Source organism: Mesorhizobium sp. BH1-1-4, from assembly GCF_020165665.1.
In the GTDB taxonomy this organism is placed as follows: Bacteria; Pseudomonadota; Alphaproteobacteria; order Rhizobiales; family Rhizobiaceae; genus Mesorhizobium.
Window position 1 is genome coordinate 23,139 of the sequence record NZ_JAIUIN010000002.1, and the last position, 16,938, is coordinate 40,076.

The 16,938-nt window shown below is 63.5% G+C and carries 17 protein-coding genes; 8 read left to right on the top strand and 9 right to left on the bottom strand.

Annotated features, from left to right (window positions below; genetic code table 11):
• The 3 genes from LB569_RS03800 to LB569_RS03810 all read left to right on the top strand — a co-directional run bounded on the left by LB569_RS03800 (position 1) and on the right by LB569_RS03810 (position 2,843).
• Positions 1–1,158, top strand: a complete 1,158-nt coding sequence (locus tag LB569_RS03800; RefSeq protein WP_224691149.1) for an amino acid ABC transporter permease — start codon at positions 1–3, stop codon at positions 1,156–1,158.
• A gap of 129 nt (positions 1,159–1,287) precedes the next feature.
• Positions 1,288–2,037: an amino acid ABC transporter ATP-binding protein gene (locus tag LB569_RS03805; protein WP_031240865.1), complete on the top strand. Its 750-nt coding sequence runs from the start codon at positions 1,288–1,290 to the stop codon at positions 2,035–2,037.
• 140 nt (positions 2,038–2,177) lie between these two features.
• Entirely contained in the window at positions 2,178–2,843 is a 666-nt protein-coding gene (locus tag LB569_RS03810) for a TIGR02117 family protein (protein ID WP_224691150.1), read from the top strand.
• 260 nt (positions 2,844–3,103) lie between these two features.
• Here the strand turns inward: LB569_RS03810 and LB569_RS03815 are convergent, their stop codons facing one another.
• Together LB569_RS03815 and LB569_RS03820 are read right to left on the bottom strand one after the other, a co-directional pair.
• Positions 3,104–4,342, bottom strand: coding sequence for an FAD-dependent monooxygenase (locus LB569_RS03815; protein WP_224691151.1), 1,239 nt, complete (start codon positions 4,340–4,342; stop codon positions 3,104–3,106).
• Positions 4,343–4,352: 10 nt separating this feature from the next.
• Entirely contained in the window at positions 4,353–4,598 is a 246-nt protein-coding gene (locus LB569_RS03820) for a zinc-finger domain-containing protein (RefSeq protein WP_015318409.1), read from the bottom strand.
• A gap of 168 nt (positions 4,599–4,766) precedes the next feature.
• Between LB569_RS03820 and LB569_RS03825 the strand changes: the two genes are divergently transcribed.
• On the top strand, positions 4,767–6,959 hold the full coding sequence (locus LB569_RS03825; protein WP_140707202.1) for an RNA degradosome polyphosphate kinase: 2,193 nt from the start codon (positions 4,767–4,769) through the stop codon (positions 6,957–6,959).
• A complete protein-coding gene (gene ppx / locus LB569_RS03830; protein ID WP_140707200.1) occupies positions 6,959–8,494 on the top strand; it encodes an exopolyphosphatase in 1,536 nt (511 codons plus the stop codon). Before LB569_RS03825 ends, ppx begins: the two co-directional genes overlap by 1 nt.
• A gap of 7 nt (positions 8,495–8,501) precedes the next feature.
• On the opposite strand, the gene LB569_RS03835 is transcribed toward ppx, so the two are convergent.
• The 4 genes from LB569_RS03835 to LB569_RS03850 all read right to left on the bottom strand — a co-directional run bounded on the left by LB569_RS03835 (position 8,502) and on the right by LB569_RS03850 (position 11,850).
• Entirely contained in the window at positions 8,502–8,906 is a 405-nt protein-coding gene (locus LB569_RS03835) for a DoxX family protein (RefSeq protein ID WP_140707199.1), read from the bottom strand.
• A gap of 122 nt (positions 8,907–9,028) precedes the next feature.
• A complete protein-coding gene (locus LB569_RS03840) occupies positions 9,029–9,451 on the bottom strand; it encodes a DoxX family protein (RefSeq protein WP_140707197.1) in 423 nt (140 codons plus the stop codon).
• Positions 9,452–9,817: 366 nt separating this feature from the next.
• Positions 9,818–11,215 carry a class II fumarate hydratase gene (fumC, locus tag LB569_RS03845; protein WP_224541138.1) on the bottom strand — a complete coding sequence of 466 codons (1,398 nt, stop codon included), beginning with the start codon at positions 11,213–11,215 and terminating at the stop codon, positions 9,818–9,820.
• Positions 11,216–11,370: 155 nt separating this feature from the next.
• Positions 11,371–11,850: a cupin domain-containing protein gene (locus LB569_RS03850; RefSeq protein ID WP_224541141.1), complete on the bottom strand. Its 480-nt coding sequence runs from the start codon at positions 11,848–11,850 to the stop codon at positions 11,371–11,373.
• 105 nt (positions 11,851–11,955) lie between these two features.
• On the opposite strand from LB569_RS03850, the gene LB569_RS03855 reads away from it, so the two are divergent.
• Positions 11,956–12,921, top strand: coding sequence for a LysR family transcriptional regulator (locus LB569_RS03855; RefSeq protein WP_224691152.1), 966 nt, complete (start codon positions 11,956–11,958; stop codon positions 12,919–12,921).
• Between the two features lie 12 nt (positions 12,922–12,933).
• Here LB569_RS03855 and LB569_RS03860 read toward each other — a convergent pair whose 3' ends face one another.
• On the bottom strand, positions 12,934–13,707 hold the full coding sequence (locus LB569_RS03860; RefSeq protein ID WP_224691153.1) for an SDR family NAD(P)-dependent oxidoreductase: 774 nt from the start codon (positions 13,705–13,707) through the stop codon (positions 12,934–12,936).
• A 185-nt stretch (positions 13,708–13,892) separates the two neighbouring features.
• Positions 13,893–14,663, bottom strand: a complete 771-nt coding sequence (locus LB569_RS03865) for an NIPSNAP family protein (RefSeq protein WP_224691154.1) — start codon at positions 14,661–14,663, stop codon at positions 13,893–13,895.
• A 149-nt stretch (positions 14,664–14,812) separates the two neighbouring features.
• Here LB569_RS03865 and LB569_RS03870 point away from each other — a divergent pair, with 149 nt between their 5' ends.
• Together LB569_RS03870 and LB569_RS03875 are read left to right on the top strand one after the other, a co-directional pair.
• Positions 14,813–15,436, top strand: a complete 624-nt coding sequence (locus tag LB569_RS03870) for a TetR/AcrR family transcriptional regulator (RefSeq protein ID WP_224691155.1) — start codon at positions 14,813–14,815, stop codon at positions 15,434–15,436.
• A 75-nt stretch (positions 15,437–15,511) separates the two neighbouring features.
• Entirely contained in the window at positions 15,512–16,645 is a 1,134-nt protein-coding gene (locus LB569_RS03875; RefSeq protein WP_224691156.1) for a metallophosphoesterase, read from the top strand.
• A 34-nt stretch (positions 16,646–16,679) separates the two neighbouring features.
• On the opposite strand, the gene LB569_RS03880 is transcribed toward LB569_RS03875, so the two are convergent.
• Positions 16,680–16,859 (bottom strand): CsbD family protein, encoded by a 180-nt coding sequence (locus tag LB569_RS03880; protein ID WP_140707182.1) that lies wholly within the window; start codon positions 16,857–16,859, stop codon positions 16,680–16,682.
• Positions 16,860–16,938 lie beyond the last annotated feature (79 nt).

Genomic DNA, 16,938 nt, shown 5'->3' on the forward strand with positions numbered 1-16,938 from the left:
ATGCAGGAACACGATATGTCCTGGGTGCGCACCGAAATGGCGCTGGCGCAGCCCGCGCCGGCGAGCGTCAGCGGTCCCGTCGCCTGGGTGCGCAGGAACCTGATCGGTTCGGTCGGCGACACCATCCTCACCATCCTGGGCATCGTCATCGTCGCCTGGGTTCTGCCGCAAGTCATCAACTGGGCGTTCATCAACGCACAGTGGACCGGGCCGGACCGCACGGTCTGCGCCACCGTTGCCCAGGGCGGCATTCAGCCCGACGGCTGGAGCGGCGCCTGCTGGGCTTTCGTCAACGCCAAGTTCGGCCAGTTCATGTTCGGAACCTATCCGGTCGAGGAGCGCTGGCGGCCGATCCTGGTCGCCATCCTGTTCGTCGCGCTGCTGGTGCCGATGCTGATGCCACGCGTGCCGCGCAAGGGGTTGAACGCGATCCTGCTTTTCCTGGTGCTGCCGGTCGTTTCCTTCTTCCTGCTGGTCGGCGGCGTGTTCGGCCTGGCGCATGTCGAAACCTCGCGCTGGGGCGGGCTGCTGATCACGCTCAGCCTGTCCTTCGTCGGCATCGCCGTGTCGCTGCCGCTAGGCACCGTGCTGGCGCTCGGCCGGCGCTCGAAGATGCCGATCATCAAAATGCTGTGCGTCATCTTCATCGAAGCCGTGCGTGGCATACCGCTGATCACGGTGCTGTTCTTCGTCAGCGTCATGCTGCCGCTGTTCCTGCCGGCCGGTGTCACCTTCGACAAGTATTTGCGGGCGCTGATCGGCGTGTCGCTGTTTGCCGCCGCCTACATGGCCGAAGTGGTGCGCGGCGGCCTGCAGGCGATCCCGAAAGGCCAGTATGAAGGCGCCGATTCGCTCGGCCTCGGCTATTGGCAGAAGATGGGGCTGATCGTGCTGCCGCAGGCGCTGAAGCTGGTCATTCCCGGCATTGTCAACACCTTCATCGGCATGTTCAAGGACACCAGCCTGGTCCTCATCATCTCGATGTTCGACCTGCTCGGCATCGTCAAGCAGAACTTCTCCGATGCCAATTGGGCAACGGCGCAGACCGCGAAGTCAGGTCTTGTCTTCGCCGCCTTCGTGTTCTGGCTGTTCTGCTTCGGCATGTCGCGCTATTCAATGTACACCGAACGCCGGCTCGACACCGGTTACAGACGCTGATGCATGTCGCCCAAAAGTGTGTAGCGGTTTTGGGATAACGACATGCATCAAATTCAACGATAAGGGGAATTGGCCATGGCCACCGAAAATGCCGTCAGCGCCGAAGAGATCAAGGTCAACGCCGCCAAGATGCATATCTCGACCACCGATGTCGCCATCGACATCATCGCCATGCACAAATGGTATGGCGAGTTCCATGTGCTGAAGGACATCAACCTGAAGGTGATGCGCGGTGAGCGCATCGTCATCTGCGGCCCGTCCGGCTCCGGCAAGTCGACCATGATCCGCTGCATCAACCGGCTGGAAGAACACCAGAAGGGCAAGATCATCGTCGACGGCAAGGAACTCACCAACGATCTGAAGAAGATCGACGAGGTGCGCCGCGAGGTCGGCATGGTGTTCCAGCACTTCAACCTGTTCCCGCATCTGACGATCCTGGAGAACTGCACGCTGGCGCCGATCTGGGTGCGCAAGACGCCGAAGAAGCAGGCCGAGGAAATCGCCATGCATTTCCTCAAGCGCGTCAAGATTCCCGAGCAGGCCAACAAATATCCGGGCCAGCTGTCCGGCGGCCAGCAGCAGCGCGTGGCGATTGCCCGCTCGCTGTGCATGAACCCGCGCATCATGCTGTTCGACGAGCCGACCTCGGCGCTCGACCCGGAAATGATCAAAGAAGTGCTGGAGACCATGGTTGGCCTTGCCGAAGAGGGCATGACCATGCTGTGCGTCACCCACGAGATGGGCTTTGCGCGGAAAGTCGCCAACCGGGTGATCTTCATGGATCAGGGCCAGATCGTCGAGCAGAACACGCCGGCCGAGTTCTTCGACCATCCGCGCCATGAGCGGACAAAGTTGTTCCTGTCGCAGATCCTGCACTGAGCGCTTGGACGATTACGAAGAGCCCGGCTGAAACAGCGCCGGGCTCTTTCGCGTATGGATAGTCAGAGCAATTCCGGGAAAATTGTGAGACGGTTTTGCCGTGCGCGTCGCGCCGTGATGCGTTTGCAAGGCTGCCATTGATGAAAAAGCTCGGCCGTTTTCTTGCTCTGCTGTTGATCGCGGTCGCGCTCGCCGTGACGCTCGGCACGCTGGTGCCACGGCCAATCTGGCCGGCGGCGGCCGCCGGCGAGGGCACGCGGCGCATATTTGTGCTGAAGAACCCGATCCACACCGACATCGCCATTCCGGTCGACGACGCGGTGCGCCGGCGCTTCCGTTTCCTGGCCGATGCCGGCCTGCCTTCGGACGCACCCGAAGTGCGCTACCTCGTCTTCGGCTGGGGCGGGCGCGCCTTCTATCTGGAAACGCCGACCTGGTCGCGATTGAAGGCGGTGCCCGTCTTCAAGGCGCTGACCCTCGATGCCTCGGTGATGCATGTCGACGTCGCCGGCGATATCACCGAGCCGCACCCCAATGTCGCCGGTTTCGAAGTCAGCGATGACCGTTTCGCCGCATTGCTCGACTTCATCGACGCGAGTTTTCAGCAGGGACCGGGCGGCCCGGTCGTCATCGACAATGCCGCCTATTCCAATTTCGACCGCTTCTATGAGGCCAATGGCCATTTCAACGCGCTGATCGGCTGCAACACCTGGACAGCGGCTGCCCTGCGCACCGCCGGCCTGCGCACCGGCTGGTGGAACCCGCTGCCGGCTTCGCTTGGGCTGTCGATGCGGCTGTATAATTGAGGCGAGCGCTCTAGGGTTTAGGCCGTCTGCGCCAAGTCACAGCTCGCCGCCAAAACTTCTTGCTCAGTTCGGGAATATCGCTGGTATCGACATCACCTTCGGGCCGAGCCTTCAGCTTGGCGATTTCCGCCTTCTGAGCTTCCGTCAGCGGTGGCGGGTTCGCCGGATCGATCCGATATCGGATAACTTTGCTCATATGCGCATTTTACTGCCTGCGGTGACCGTTTGTCGAATACGAGCTTGGTTGTCGCGATTGCATTTCACCGCCTTACAACCTTTCGCGCCTCCCAGCCGTAGAGCCAGTCCAAATCCGCGGCGAGCTTCTCTCCCGGCCGCGCCGCCAGGACGAGATTGCGCACCAATGCCACCGGTCCCCGGGCGTGCCAGGCGAGGCGGTTGACCGCGCCGCGTTTCAGCACCTTTTCGATGCGCGGCCGTCTCAGCTTCTCCCAGATGGTGAGGCTTTGCGCCAAGTCGCCGGGGAAGTCGGCAACGAGGTTGGCAAGCGTCGCCGCATCCTCGATCGCCATGGCAGCGCCCTGTGCCGCGAATGGCGTCATTGCGTGCGCGGCGTCGCCGATCAGCGCGATGCCTTCCGGCGCCGTCCAGCGTCGCTGTTCGACCGTGTGGATGGGAAAGGCGCTCCACGGTTCGGCGAGTTCCACCAACCTCGCCAGTGCCGGCGCGGTGCGGCGCATGGCGCCGGAAAGGATGACGGGATCGGCATGGCCTGACCAACCCTCGGCAATGCGCTCGCCTGGGGTGAAGGCGGCCAGGTTGAAGGCGCGGCCGCCGCTGACGGGGTAGGCGACCATGTGGAATCCTGGGTGCAGCAAGGTGGTGACGCAGTCGCCGGCGCCGATCGCGGCAAAGGCCTGCCCGGCTTCGCTGTCGGCGCTTATCGTCGCGCGCCAGGCCAGTTCGCCCGAGAAGCGGCTGTTCGCGAAGCCGGCTCCGTCGCCTGGGCTGGCAAACCTCCGCACCGCTGACCAAACGCCATCGGCACCGACCAGCAGAGAGCCTTCGGTGCCGATGATCTTGCGGCCGACTCCGTCCGTCCTGGTGATGCCGAGTGAACCGGAGGCGACGCTGCTGACCTGCGCGCCGGTGGTGAGGTGGATGTCGGGCATTTGCGCGACGCGCGCCATCAGGGCGTCTTGCAGATCAGCCCGGTGGGTGACGAGATAGGGCGCGCCCCACCGCTGCTCGCCGGCTCCGCCCAGCGGCACGCGCGCCAGTTGGCGTAGGCTTGCTGCGTCCCTCAGCACCACGGCTTCCGGCTTGACGGCGTTGGCGACAAGCGTGTCGAGCACGCCAAGCTGGCGCAGGATGCGTGTCGCGTTGGGCGAGAGCTGGATGCCGGCGCCGGCTGCTTCCAGGCGCTGCGCCTGTTCGAAAATCCGTACAGAGTAGCCGCGTTCGGCAAAGGCAATCGCCGCTGTCAGCCCGGCGATGCCAGCCCCGGCGATGACGACTTGCCGGGACCGCGTCTCGCTCATGATCGGGAGGTCAGGCGGCCTGGTCGATATAGAGGCAGCCCGCCGGCAGCGTTTCCGTCGCCTTCAGCTTCGGCGAATAGCGGTAGAGGGTCGAGCAGTAGGGGCAGACTTTCTCATTGTCGTCGCCCATGTCGAGGAACACATGCGGATGGTCGAAAGGCGGGTTGGCGCCCGTGCACATGAATTCCTTGACCCCGATGTCGATCGCCGGATGGCCCGCATCGTTCTGGAAATGGGGAATGGAACCGCCTGCCATCGTCGTCTCCTTAACGCAGTCTCTTCTGCATCTGGATCATATCAGGCCTGTTTGCAAGTTCGATGAAATCAAACTGTCGCAAAACCCTGTCAGAGAACTGTCGCAAAAGCCTGCCACAGGATAAGTTAAGCCGGTTAACCGGCCAAGGCGCGCGGAAGAGCAGGAATCATGAACGAATTGAAGCCGGTACAGAGCGAATTCAACAATGTCGCGGCAGCGAGCCCGGAAGGCAATCCGGACCGTTTCGTCAACCGCGAGTTCTCCTGGCTGCAGTTCAACCGCCGCGTTCTCGAGGAATCGCTGAACACCCATCACCCGCTGCTGGAGCGCGTCCGCTTCCTGTCGATTTCGGCCGCCAATCTCGACGAGTTCTTCATGGTGCGCGTCGCCGGCCTTGCCGGCCAGGTGCGCGAGGGCATCGTGCTGAAGAGCCCGGATGGACGCACTCCCGAGCAGCAGCTCGAACAATTGCTGCGTGAAGTCGAGCGCCTGCAGGAGGACCAGCAGAAGAGCCTTTCGGCACTCACCGTGCTGCTCAACAAGGAAGGCATCGAGACCATTACCCGGGATGCGCTGACCAAGGACGAGAAAGTCTGGCTGGAAGAACATTTCCAGGACCAGGTGTTTCCGGTGCTCACCCCGCTGTCGATCGACCCGGCGCATCCGTTTCCGTTCATTCCCAATCTCGGCTTCTCCATGGCGCTGCAGCTTCGCCACCGCAAGAACGGCGAGGAGATGAGCGCGCTCTTGCGCCTGCCGGTGGCGCTGAAGCGGTTCATCCGTCTGCCGGACCGCAAGCATCACGTCCGCTTCATTCCGCTGGAGGAGGCGGTCGGCCTTTACATCGGCAAGCTGTTCCCCGGCTACGAGGTCAAGGGCTCCGGCACGTTCCGCATCATCCGCGACAGCGATATCGAGGTCGAGGAAGAATCGGAAGACCTGGTACGGCTGTTCGAAACGGCGCTGAAGCGCCGCCGCCGCGGCTCCGTCATCCGCATCGAGTTCGACATGCTGATGCCTGGCGAATTGCGCGACTTCGTCGCCGGCGAGCTCGGCGTCTCGTCGAGCCGCATCAGCGTGTTGACGGGTCCGCTGGCGCTCAGCCAGATCTCCGAGATCGTCTCCGTTCCCCGCGACGACCTGAAATTCATACCCTACAACCCACGCTTTCCCGAGCGCATCCGCGAGCATGGCGGCGACTGTTTCGCCGCCATCCGCGAGAAGGACATCGTCGTCCATCATCCCTACGAATCCTTCGATGTCGTGGTGCAGTTCCTGCGCCAGGCGATGGCCGATCCCGAAGTGGTGGCCATCAAGCAGACGCTTTACCGCACCTCCAACGACAGTCCGATCGTGCGCGCGCTGGTCGACGCCGCCGAGGCCGGCAAGTCGGTGACGGCGCTGGTCGAGCTCAAGGCGCGTTTCGACGAGGAAGCCAATATCCGCTGGGCGCGCGATCTCGAGCGCGCCGGCGTGCAGGTCGTGTTCGGGTTCCTCGAACTCAAGACCCACGCCAAGATGTCGCTTGTGGTGCGGCGCGAGGACGGCAAGCTGCGCAACTACGTCCATCTCGGCACCGGCAACTACCATCCGGTGACCGCGCGCATCTACACCGACCTGTCCTTCTTCACCACCGATCCGACGATCGCCCGCGACGTCGCCCAGCTTTTCAATTTCATCACCGGCTATGCCGAGCCGACCGATGAGATGCGACTGGCGATCTCACCGTTCACGTTGAGAAGCCGTATCCTGAAGCACATTTCCGGTGAAGTCGCCCACGCCCTGGAGGGGCGGCCGTCGCGCATCTGGATGAAGATGAACGCGCTCGTCGACCCGATCATCATCGACGCGCTCTACGACGCCAGCCGCGCCGGTGTGGAGATCGATCTCGTCGTGCGCGGCATATGCTGTCTCAGGCCACAGGTGCCGGGCCTGTCGGAAAACATCAGGGTCAAGTCGATCGTCGGCCGGTTCCTCGAGCACAGCCGCATCTATTGTTTCGGCAACGGCCATGGCTTGCCGTCGGACGAGGCGATCGTCTACATCTCCTCGGCCGACCTCATGCCGCGTAATCTCGACCGCCGCGTCGAGACCATGGTGCCGATCACCAATCCAACTGTGCATGAACAGATTTTGGGCCAGATCATGCTGGGCAACATCATGGACAATCAGCAAAGTTTCGACGTATTGGCTGATGGAACCTCCCGGCGCGTGGTGCTGGAGGAGGGCGAGGAACCGTTCAACGCGCAGGAATATTTCATGACCAATCCGAGCCTGTCGGGACGGGGTGACGCGCTGAAATCACATGCGCCCAAGCGGATCGCGCAGTTCAAGCGCCGCAAGAAGAACGCCACCACCTGATGCTGTCCAATTCCCAGGGCCGGCTGCAGGACCGCCGACCGCTGTCCATCATCGACATCGGATCCAATTCGATCCGCCTCGTCGTCTATGAGGGACTGGCGCGTTCGCCGACCACGCTGTTCAACGAAAAGATGCTGGCCGGCCTAGGCCGCGGCATCGTTTCGACGGGAAAACTCGACCCCGAGGGTGTGGCGCGCTCGATGGACGAGTTTCGCCGTTTCCGCGCGCTATCCGATCAGGCCGGCGCCGAACACATGTACGTGCTGGCGACCGCCGCCGCCCGCGAGGCAATCAACGGTCCCGATTTCATCCATCGCGCCGAGGATGTGCTCAAGACCGAGATCCGCGTGCTCTCGGGCCGCCAGGAAGCGCATTATTCCGCGCTCGGCGTCATCTCCGGCTTTCATCCGGCCAACGGCATCGCCGGCGACCTTGGCGGCGGCAGCCTGGAGCTGATCGACATCGATGGCGAGGCGATCGGCGACGGCATCACGCTGCCGCTCGGCGGCCTGCGGCTGCAGGACATGGCGAAGAACTCGCTTGTCCAGGCGCAGAAGATCGCGCGCCAGGAACTGGCCCGGGCCAAGCTGTTGAAGGGCGGGCAGGGCAGGACCTTCTACGCCGTTGGCGGCACTTGGCGAAACCTCGCCAGGCTCCACATGGAGATGAACAACTACCCGCTCGGCGTCATGCACCACTACGAAATCTCGGCCGAAAGCGCTCAAAGCTTCCTCAAGCAGGTGGCCAGGGGCGAGGTCGAAAAGGTGAGGGGTATCGAGGGCGTCTCCAAGAACCGCCGCTCGCTGCTGCCATATGGCGCTCTCGTCCTGCAGGAAATCATGACGGCCATGCAGCCGTCCAGGATCGTCGTTTCGGCGCAAGGCGTGCGCGAAGGCTTTCTCTATTCGTTGCTCGACGCGGCCGAGCAGAAGGCCGATCCGCTGATCTCGGCCGCCGAGGAGCTTGCGCTTTTGCGCTCGCGTTCGGTCCACCACGCGCATGATCTGGTCGAATGGACCGGCAAGGCCTTCAAGGCCTTCGGCATCGACGAGACGGAAGACGAAGCGCGCTATCGCCACGCCGCCTGCCTGCTGGCCGATATCGGCTGGCGAGCCCATCCCGAATATCGCGGCAAGCAGTCGCTAAACATCATCGCGCATGCGTCCTTCATCGGTGTCGATCATCCCGGCCGCGCCTATCTCGCGCTGACCAACGCCTACCGCCATGACGGCGTCTTCAACGAGGGGATCGCGCCCGAGATCAAGGCGCTGGCACCGCCGAGCCTGCTGGAGCGGGCCCGTGTGCTGGCGGCGATGATGCGGGTTGTCTATCTGCTGACGGCGGCGATGCCCGGCGTCATGCCGAGGCTGAAATGGGAGAACCGCCCCAACGGCGTGCTGGCGCTGGTGTTGCCGGCTTCGCTCTCGAACCTCTATGGCGAGCGTCCGGCTGGCCGGCTGGCGCAACTGGCACGGATCACCAACCGCCGGCTGGTGCTGTCGGTCGAAGGCGGACCGAGCGTGTCGGTGAAATAGGGCGGCCTCAGGCCGCACCCCGCCCGTCGGCCGACCATGCGCCGGCGCCGGCCATGGCAAGCGCCAGGAAACCGCCTGCGATCGCAATATCCTTCATCAGCATCTGCTGGTGCAGGAAAGCCAACGTCGCGTCACCGCCGCCCTGGCCATAATGGCCGATATAGCCCGCCGCAATGCAGAAGGCGGCCAGCAGCAGCGCCACGATTCGCGTCTGGAACCCGACGAGGATCAGCAGCCCCGCGATCAGCTCGAAAAGCCCGGTGCCCCAGGCGGCGAGCGCCGGCAGCGGCAGGCCAAGGCCGGCGAAATAATTGATTGTGCCGGCAATGTTGGCGAGTGCCTGGAAGCCGGACGGCACGAACAGCACGGCAAACAGCAGCCGCGAAACCAGAAGCAATGCGTTGCGGACCATGGCGACCTCCCTTGCCGGCGCGGGCCACCGGCAGCCAATCGCAGTCTACGCCTGCAATCGGACAACGAAAAAGCGGCACGGAAAATTCCGCGCCGCTTTTTCAGGTCCTTGGAAGGAAGGGCTCAGCCGCGCTTGGCGTCGATCGAATAGGCACCGGCGCCCGAGGAGGCCAGCAGCAGGAAGCCGCCGGTGATGGCGACGTTCTTGAGGAACTGGATCATCTGCATCTGGTCGGCCCAGCCGGTGTGGGCGACAAGACCGGTCGCGATCGTGAAGACAGCGAGCACCCAGGCGGCGATCCTGGTCTGGAAACCGACGAGTACGGCGAGGCCGCCAAGCAGTTCGATCAGGCCGACGATGACGGCCGTGGCCGTCGGTACCGGCAGGCCGAGGCCGCCGAAATAGGCGGCGGTGCCGGAAATGGCCGTGAGCTTGCCGAATCCGGAAAGCAGGAAAATGACCGCGAGCAGGATACGGCCGATAAGGATGGTGACAGCGCTGTTGGACGTGGTGCCGGCGCCGGCGGCGGAAGCGTTGATGGACATGAGTGACTCTCCGAAGGGGTTTGAATGACCCCAGAGATAGACGATGCCGACTGTTCACCAAAGTCGGCTATGCGGCGACACATTGTTCACAGGGCATACATTTCCGTGACCGGACAGGATGCGCGAAATTTGTATCGGACGATGCGGCGACGGGAGAAAATTCTCACCCCGAAAAATGTTGGTTACTCGGCCTGACAGGATGGCGCTTGTATCGTCGCATCGCTTGCCTTGGAAATAGGCCGAAACGCTCACCCCGTCGTCATCCTAGGGTCTGCGCCGCTTCGCGTCGCTGCGCCAACGATGACGAGAGGTCCCGGCAAATGTCGAACGTTTGCGATGGCTGCGAAGACAAACAGGTGGATCGCTTCATCCCGGATGCGTCATGTCCTCCGGCCGCACCAGCCGGTCATAATCGGCTTCGCTGACCAGTCCGGTGGCCAGCGCTTCCTCGCGCAGCGTCGTGCCGTTCTTGTGCGCGGTCTTGGCGATCTTGGCGGCGTTGTCGTAGCCGATGCTCGGCGCCAGGGCCGTCACCAGCATCAGCGAGCGGTCGAGCGCCGCCTTGATGTTGTCCTCCCGCGCCTCGATGCCGACGACGCAATTGTCGGTGAAGGAGACCGAAGCGTCGGCCAGCAGCTGCACCGACTGCAGGAAATTATACGCCATCAGCGGGTTGTAGACATTGAGCTCGAAATGGCCCTGGCTGCCGGCGAAGGTCAGCGCCGCATTGTTGCCGAATACCTGCACGCAGACCTGCGTCATTGCCTCGCACTGGGTCGGGTTGACCTTGCCGGGCATGATCGAGGAGCCGGGCTCGTTCTCCGGCAGAGAGAGCTCGCCAAGGCCCGAGCGCGGACCTGAGCCAAGGAAGCGGATGTCGTTGGCGATCTTGAACAGTGCCGCGGCCGCCGCGTTGATGGCGCCGTGCGAGAACACCATGGAATCGTGGGCGGCGAGCGCTTCGAACTTGTTCGGCGCGGTGACGAAGGCGATGCCCGATATGGCGGCGATCCGATCGGCCACCCGCTCGGCGAAGCCGACCGGCGCGTTGAGGCCGGTGCCGACGGCCGTGCCGCCCTGCGCCAGTTCCTGCAGGCCGGGCAGCGTCTGCTCGATGCGCTTGATCGACGAGGCGACCTGCGCGGCATAGCCGGAAAATTCCTGGCCCAGCGTCAGCGGCGTGGCGTCCTGCGTGTGGGTGCGGCCGATCTTGATGATGTGGTTGAAGTCCCGGCTTTTGGCTGCGAGCGCCTTGTGCAGATGGTGCAGAGCCGGGATCAGGTCATGTATGATCCGCTCGGCGCAAGCGATGTGCATGGCCGTCGGATAGGTGTCGTTCGACGACTGGCTCATATTGACGTGGTCGTTCGGATGCACTGGCTTCTTCGAGCCCATGACGCCGCCCAGCATCTCGATCGCCCGGTTCGAGATCACCTCATTGGCGTTCATGTTGGACTGCGTGCCCGAGCCGGTCTGCCAGACCACCAGCGGAAAGTGGTCGTTGAGCTTGCCGTCGATGACCTCTTGCGCGGCCTCGATGATCGCCTTGCCGATGGCCGGGTCGAGCCGCTTCAGCTCCATATTGGCTTCCGCCGCCGCCCGCTTGACGATGCCCAGCGCGCGCACGATCGAAGCCGGCTGCTTTTCCCAGCCGATCTTGAAATTGCCCAGCGAGCGTTGCGCCTGCGCACCCCAATAACGGTCGGCGGCAACCTCGATGGGGCCGAACGTATCGGTTTCGGTTCTGGTCTTTGGCGCGCTCACGGCAAGTCTCCGGTCTGTCGATTTGCGGAAGGGCGTATCGCGTTGCACAAATGGCTTCAAGCGGAGAATAACGCGGCTGCGGATGCAAATCGGTTGAAGATGCTTCCGATCTCCCCACTGGAACCCTTCGAGGAGAGATCGGCGGCTTCGCGTTCTCAACTCATGGGCGAACCGACAATATCGATGCCATTTTCCGCGCAGATCCGCACCAGAGCCTCGATCATCTCGGGCGTCGGCTCCGACAGCGGCGGCAACTCCGGCTTTCCGGCGGGGCGGCTCGCCTGACGCAGCATCGTCTCGAACCCGGGGCCGCGTGTGACGGTCAGAGCGCGCGCACCTTCTGGAGATTCGACCCTGTATGTGTGGGGCAGGCCTTTCGGCGCAATGAGGGTCTCGCCGGTACCAGCGACCCGCTCCTGTCCGTCGATCCGAAAGCGCAGCTGTCCTTCTAGGATATGAAACACCTCGTCCTCGTGTCGATGCACATGCATCGGCGGAGAGTCGCCATGGGGCATACGGTGCTCGACGACACAGATGGCGTCCTCGCCCTCGGCCGACGAGATCCGAACGGCAACCAGTGTGTTGTTGAACCAGAAGAGTTCCTTGCCTGTAATGGTCCCGACGGTCATTGTCATGGTTCTTCCTCCTTTGTTGCCCTCGGACGGGTCGCCGTCGGAAGGATCTGATCAGGTGCATGCCGCCGATGGAAATCCAATGATCGTATGGGGCGGATTGATGCCATGAATTTAAATGCGCTCGACCTCAATCTGATCAGGGTGCTCGATGCGCTTTTGCGCGAACGAAGCGTAACGCGCGCCGGCGAGCAGATCGGGCTGAGCCAGCCCGCCGTGAGCGCCGCGCTCAATCGTCTGCGTCATGTCCTCAACGACCAGCTGTTCGTGCGGCGCGGCAACGACATGGTGCCGACCCCGCGCGCCGAAAGCCTGACGGAGCCGGTGCGCGCGGCACTGCGCGAGATCGAACGCGCCTTTCATTCGGCGTATTCGTTCGATCCGGCGGAACTTGAGCGAACCTTCACGCTCATGGGGGCGGACTTCTTTTCCATGCTGCTGATGCCGACACTGGCGGCGCGCGTCGCGGCTACCGCGCCGCATGCGTCGTTACGGTTTCTCGACAGCGCGCGCGGCGATGTTTCGCGGCTGCTCCAGGACGATGAAATCGATGTGGCTCTCGAACGTCCGCTGGAGGTCTTGGACTGGGTCTCCAGTGTACCGCTGTTCCATTCGCCCTTCGCAATCATTGCGGCGCAAAACAATGCTGCGATCAGACTGGCGGGGATCGCAGGCGGCGAGCCGATTCCGCTTGAGCTTTTTTGCGAACTGCCGCACGTTCTTCGCTCTATCGACGGATCGATGTCGGGCTCCACCGACGAGGCGCTCCGCAAAATCGGGCGAAGCCGCCGTGTAAGCCTGGCACTGCCTCACTTTCAGGCTGTCGCGTTGGCCGTCGCAAACGGAAACTACCTTTCCGCGGTTCCCAGGCAGTTCGCGGTGTGGGCAGCCAAGACCCTGCCTCTCGCCATCTTCGAGCCGCCACTTCCCATTGCCGTTCCTGAAATCAGGATGTACTGGCACGCACGCCGAGACGACGAGCTCCCTCATCGCTGGATTCGCCTTCAGATCCTGGACGTTGTGGGCGCTCTTGGATTTGTGGAAAGCGCCGCTGGTGAAGTTGCCGCGCCATAGCGGCCAGGCAGTTCACCCGGCCGTGTACCCGCCGTCGATGGCAAAGATCGCGCCGCTGGTCCAGGCGGCCTCGTCGCTGGCAAGATAGATCGCCATGCCGGCGATGTCTGCGGGTCGACCGATGCGGCCCAGCGGATAGCTGCGCTCGACATAGGCTTTCAGCTCCGCCTTCGCCTCGACCGGCAGATTGTCGACGGTCTTGCGCCGCATGGCGGTGTCGACCGTGCCGGGCGCGATGGCATTGACGCGGATGCCGCGCGGGCCGAGTTCGAAGGCGAGCGATTTGGTCAGCGAATTCAGCGCGCCCTTGGACAGGGAATAGAGGCTGGACGGCCGCTTCGGGATCATCTTGTTGGCGAAATAGGACGAGATGTTGATGACGGATGCGCCGGCGCCGAAATACCGCAACAGCCCCTGGGTGAGGAAAAAGGCAGCCGACACATTGAGCGCGAAGGAGTGCTGGAACTGCGCCTCGCTTGCGGTCTCGAACGGCACGAGATAGGCGACACCGGCATTGTTCACGAGAACGTCGAGCGGCCGGCCGGCAGCCTTTACGTGCTCGACCACCGCAGCGACGCCGGGGCTGGCGGCGAGATCGGCCGATACTGTCTCAACGCTGCCGATTGGGCCAGAAGCCGTCAGCTTTTCGCGAGCGGCTTCGAGCTTGCCCGCGTCGCGGCCGACGATCAGGATCTCTGCGCCCTCGCGCAGAAACGCCTCGGCGATCGCCAGGCCGATGCCGTCCGAGCCACCGGTGATCACCGCCCGCTTGCCGCGAAGCCTCATCGCTCACCTCACCATGCGCTTGTCCCCATGCACTTGTCACCATGTACTTGGTATCAAACAGAGGGATCGCACCGCATGTGCGCGACGGGGTCAAGCCATCAGGCTCTCGCAGGGTATGAACTTCGGTGGTCGACCGGCCAAGATCCGGCCTTTGCGGCGATCGCGGCAATGTCGTCGGCCGCTGATCACCTCAACAGCGATCGGGCCGTGGGCACCAGCCGCAACGTCTCGGCCGGTTTTGTGCAAACCGCTTGCATGCTCTGGCCGAGCGCCCGCCACGCCGGCGAAGCGGCGAGGCGATGGCTGGCATCGGCGTCATGGAGGCCGATGACGTCGATGAAGACGTTTTCTCCGGCGCGTACGGGAAGCCGCGGGAAGGTGTTCGCGGCCGGCTCACTCAGCAAGGCGCCGAGCAGGCGGGCGCCGTTTTGGGCAAGCCGAGGGACCATCTCGACCCGGAAGTGCTCGGCAAAGCCGGCCTCGGCGCCCGTCCGCAAATGATGAATCGAAATCTCAACCACACCGGGCAAGCGATTCCGATCGCTTGTGCTTTTGGCCATGGCGGCCGTTGGCCGGCGCAACCTCGAGAGACCGAAGCCGGCATCCGGCCATGCCGGCCGTAGCAGCAGCACATCGTCGGAATCGATCATCGTCGCATTGGCGGCATCGCGGTGCGCCGCCCATACCGGGCCGTCATAGAACGCGACCAGAGCGTCCTTCCTGGCCTCCATGCTCTCGAAACCGCGCATCCAGACGAACATGTCGGGGCGGTCCAGGTCACGGAATTGGCCGATGATGGTCATCCCCGCGTCCTCCTGGCTTTCGACGAACTCTGTGTCGAAGATCTCGATCAACGTTTCGCGCCGGCCAGGTTTCAACGTGTACTGGCGCAATTCGACGATCGGCGAGGCGCGTGCTGCCGCCGGCTTCGGCGTGGCATTCGGTGTCTGGCTCATCCGCGTTCTCCAAAACAGGGTGATCGTCCTGTTTGACAAAACAGACCGGTTGCCCTGTTTTGTCAACATGCTACTGTTCGGCAATGTCAGCAGAGATCGACGACAGGCCAAGACGAGCTCGGGGAAAACGCAGCAACGACCCCGAAGGCATGCGCAGGAAAGTGCTCGATGTCGCCGAAGCCGCGTTTCAGGCAAGCGGCTACCATGCTTCCAGCCTTGGCGACCTGATGGCGGCGGCGGGCGTCAGCGGTGGCGCGCTGCATCATCATTTCCCGACCAAGAAGGCGCTGGCGCTGGCCGTCATCGAAGAGCGCGTGGCGGCGGCTGTCGACGAGACGTGGATCGCGCCGGTGCGGCAGGCGGCTTCGGCGCGCGAGGGCGTGCGTCAGGTGTTCGAGGCCGTTGCCGCGGAACTGGAACGGCAAGGTTTCGTGCGCGGCTGCCCGCTCAACAATCTGGCGCATGAACTCTCGCTCGCCGATCCCGAATTCCGGATCGCGCTTGCCGGCATCTTTTCGGCATGGCGCCAGGCGATAGCCGACAAGGTCAGCGCCGACCAGCAGGAGGGCAGGGAGCAAGGCACGGATCCCCAGCATTTCGCGGTATTCGCGGTCGCCGCCTATTCCGGCGCCATGTCGATGGCCAAGACGGCGCAGGACGCCGGCCCGTTGCGCGATTGCCTTGCGGCGTTGGAGCGGAGCGCCTCGCAGGCCACATCATCGCCGGGCGCGAGGCGACGGCGCAGGGTGCTGCGCCGGCACAGCGACATTTGAGGCAGGCAGGCCAAAGCCGGCCGATGTCTCGACCAAACTGGACGGACAGACGCCGCTTGTGCTGAAGTCCGGCCGATGATGAATCACCCGCCGCCAAAATCGCTTTCACGCCGCAGCTTTCTGATACAGACCGCCGGTCTCGCCGCGGCCGGTGCGCTTTCGCGCCCGGCGCTCGGCCAGACCGGGCAGCGCGTTCAGGCCATCGACGCCACCTTTCTGTTCGTCGCCGATGTTCATGCCTGCCGCATGGCGAGCGGCCTGAGCCCCAATTGCCAGCAGGAAGGCAAGACTGACGCGGCGCTGCTGCGTAACGTCGCGGCGTTGAACGCCATCGGTGACAAGGATTGGCCGGCGCAGATCGACGGCATCGCCACGAGCCTGCGGTCGGCCGGCAGCCGCATCGGCACGCCGCTCGGCCTTGTCGTCGGCGGCGACATCACCGACGACGGCGGCGGCCAGATCACCGAACCCAGCGAGGGCACTCAGCTCCTGCAGTTCAGCCAGCGCTATCAGCAAGGCATGGGGCCCGACCGTGTGCATGTTCCGGTTTATGTCGGGCTCGGCAATCATGACCTCGACCAGAATGGCCCGCCGCACCATGTCGACTGGTATCGACGCGAAATGCGCGACTATGTCGAGGTCAATCACCGTGCCGGCGTGTTCTTCAAGCCGCCGGTGCCGGCCACCAGCTACGACGTCGACACCGACTGCTATTCATGGGACTGGGGCGGCCTGCATCTGGTGCAGACCCATCGCTTCGCCGGCGACAGCGGCCATGGCGCCGACAACAGCCTGCCCTGGCTCAAGCAGGATCTGGCGACCTATGCGGCGGACGGCCGCCCGGTCATCCTGTTCCAGCACTATGGTTGGGACGTTTTTTCGACCGAGCGATGGGACCCCGTCAAAAGAGCATTCGACGACGACGGCAAGGGCGCGCCGCATTGGTGGAGCGATGCGGATCGCCAGGCGTTGCTGGCGACCTTGAAGGGCTACAACGTCATTGCCGTTTTCCACGGTCATCAGCACGAGGTGCCGATGATCTATCAACGGGACGGTCTCGATCTCTTCAAGCCAAAGGCCGCCTATATGGGCGGCTTCGCCCTGGCCCGTGTCACCGGCGACAGCCTGGACGTCGTGCTGGTCGAAGCCAGCGACGATCATGGCGACGTGATTTTCACCAATGCCTTCAGCAAATCGTTGAGGACATGAAAAGGGCCGCTCGACGCGGCCCTTTTCACAGTTGTCAAAGCGATTTCTTGACCTTGTCCTTCACGTCGCCATAGGCCTTCTGCACCTTGCCGGTAGCTTTGTCGGCCGTGCCTTCCGCCTGCGTCTGCCTGTCGCCGGTCGCTTTGCCGGCGGCTTGCTTGACCGAGCCTTTTACCTGCTTGGCCACACCGGCGACCTGATCCTTGTTCACCATTTCGCATCTCCCGGGTTTGGTTCGCCTGGGCAAACGAGCCGGCGCGGTTTCGGTTCCAACGGTGGCTGCCCGTGCCGGC

Coding starts and splice junctions, on each gene's coding strand:
- ppx (WP_140707200.1), top strand. CDS start 6,959: ATGCTGTCCAATTCCCAGGGCCGGCTGCAGGACCGCCGACCGCTGTCC.
- LB569_RS03810 (WP_224691150.1), top strand. CDS start 2,178: ATGAAAAAGCTCGGCCGTTTTCTTGCTCTGCTGTTGATCGCGGTCGCG.
- LB569_RS03800 (WP_224691149.1), top strand. CDS start 1: ATGCAGGAACACGATATGTCCTGGGTGCGCACCGAAATGGCGCTGGCG.
- LB569_RS03805 (WP_031240865.1), top strand. CDS start 1,288: ATGCATATCTCGACCACCGATGTCGCCATCGACATCATCGCCATGCAC.
- LB569_RS03860 (WP_224691153.1), bottom strand. CDS start 13,707: ATGAGGCTTCGCGGCAAGCGGGCGGTGATCACCGGTGGCTCGGACGGC.
- LB569_RS03850 (WP_224541141.1), bottom strand. CDS start 11,850: ATGACAATGACCGTCGGGACCATTACAGGCAAGGAACTCTTCTGGTTC.
- LB569_RS03875 (WP_224691156.1), top strand. CDS start 15,512: ATGATGAATCACCCGCCGCCAAAATCGCTTTCACGCCGCAGCTTTCTG.
- LB569_RS03870 (WP_224691155.1), top strand. CDS start 14,813: ATGCGCAGGAAAGTGCTCGATGTCGCCGAAGCCGCGTTTCAGGCAAGC.
- LB569_RS03840 (WP_140707197.1), bottom strand. CDS start 9,451: ATGTCCATCAACGCTTCCGCCGCCGGCGCCGGCACCACGTCCAACAGC.
- LB569_RS03825 (WP_140707202.1), top strand. CDS start 4,767: ATGAACGAATTGAAGCCGGTACAGAGCGAATTCAACAATGTCGCGGCA.
- LB569_RS03815 (WP_224691151.1), bottom strand. CDS start 4,342: ATGAGCGAGACGCGGTCCCGGCAAGTCGTCATCGCCGGGGCTGGCATC.
- LB569_RS03880 (WP_140707182.1), bottom strand. CDS start 16,859: ATGGTGAACAAGGATCAGGTCGCCGGTGTGGCCAAGCAGGTAAAAGGC.
- LB569_RS03820 (WP_015318409.1), bottom strand. CDS start 4,598: ATGGCAGGCGGTTCCATTCCCCATTTCCAGAACGATGCGGGCCATCCG.
- LB569_RS03865 (WP_224691154.1), bottom strand. CDS start 14,663: ATGAGCCAGACACCGAATGCCACGCCGAAGCCGGCGGCAGCACGCGCC.
- LB569_RS03835 (WP_140707199.1), bottom strand. CDS start 8,906: ATGGTCCGCAACGCATTGCTTCTGGTTTCGCGGCTGCTGTTTGCCGTG.
- LB569_RS03855 (WP_224691152.1), top strand. CDS start 11,956: ATGAATTTAAATGCGCTCGACCTCAATCTGATCAGGGTGCTCGATGCG.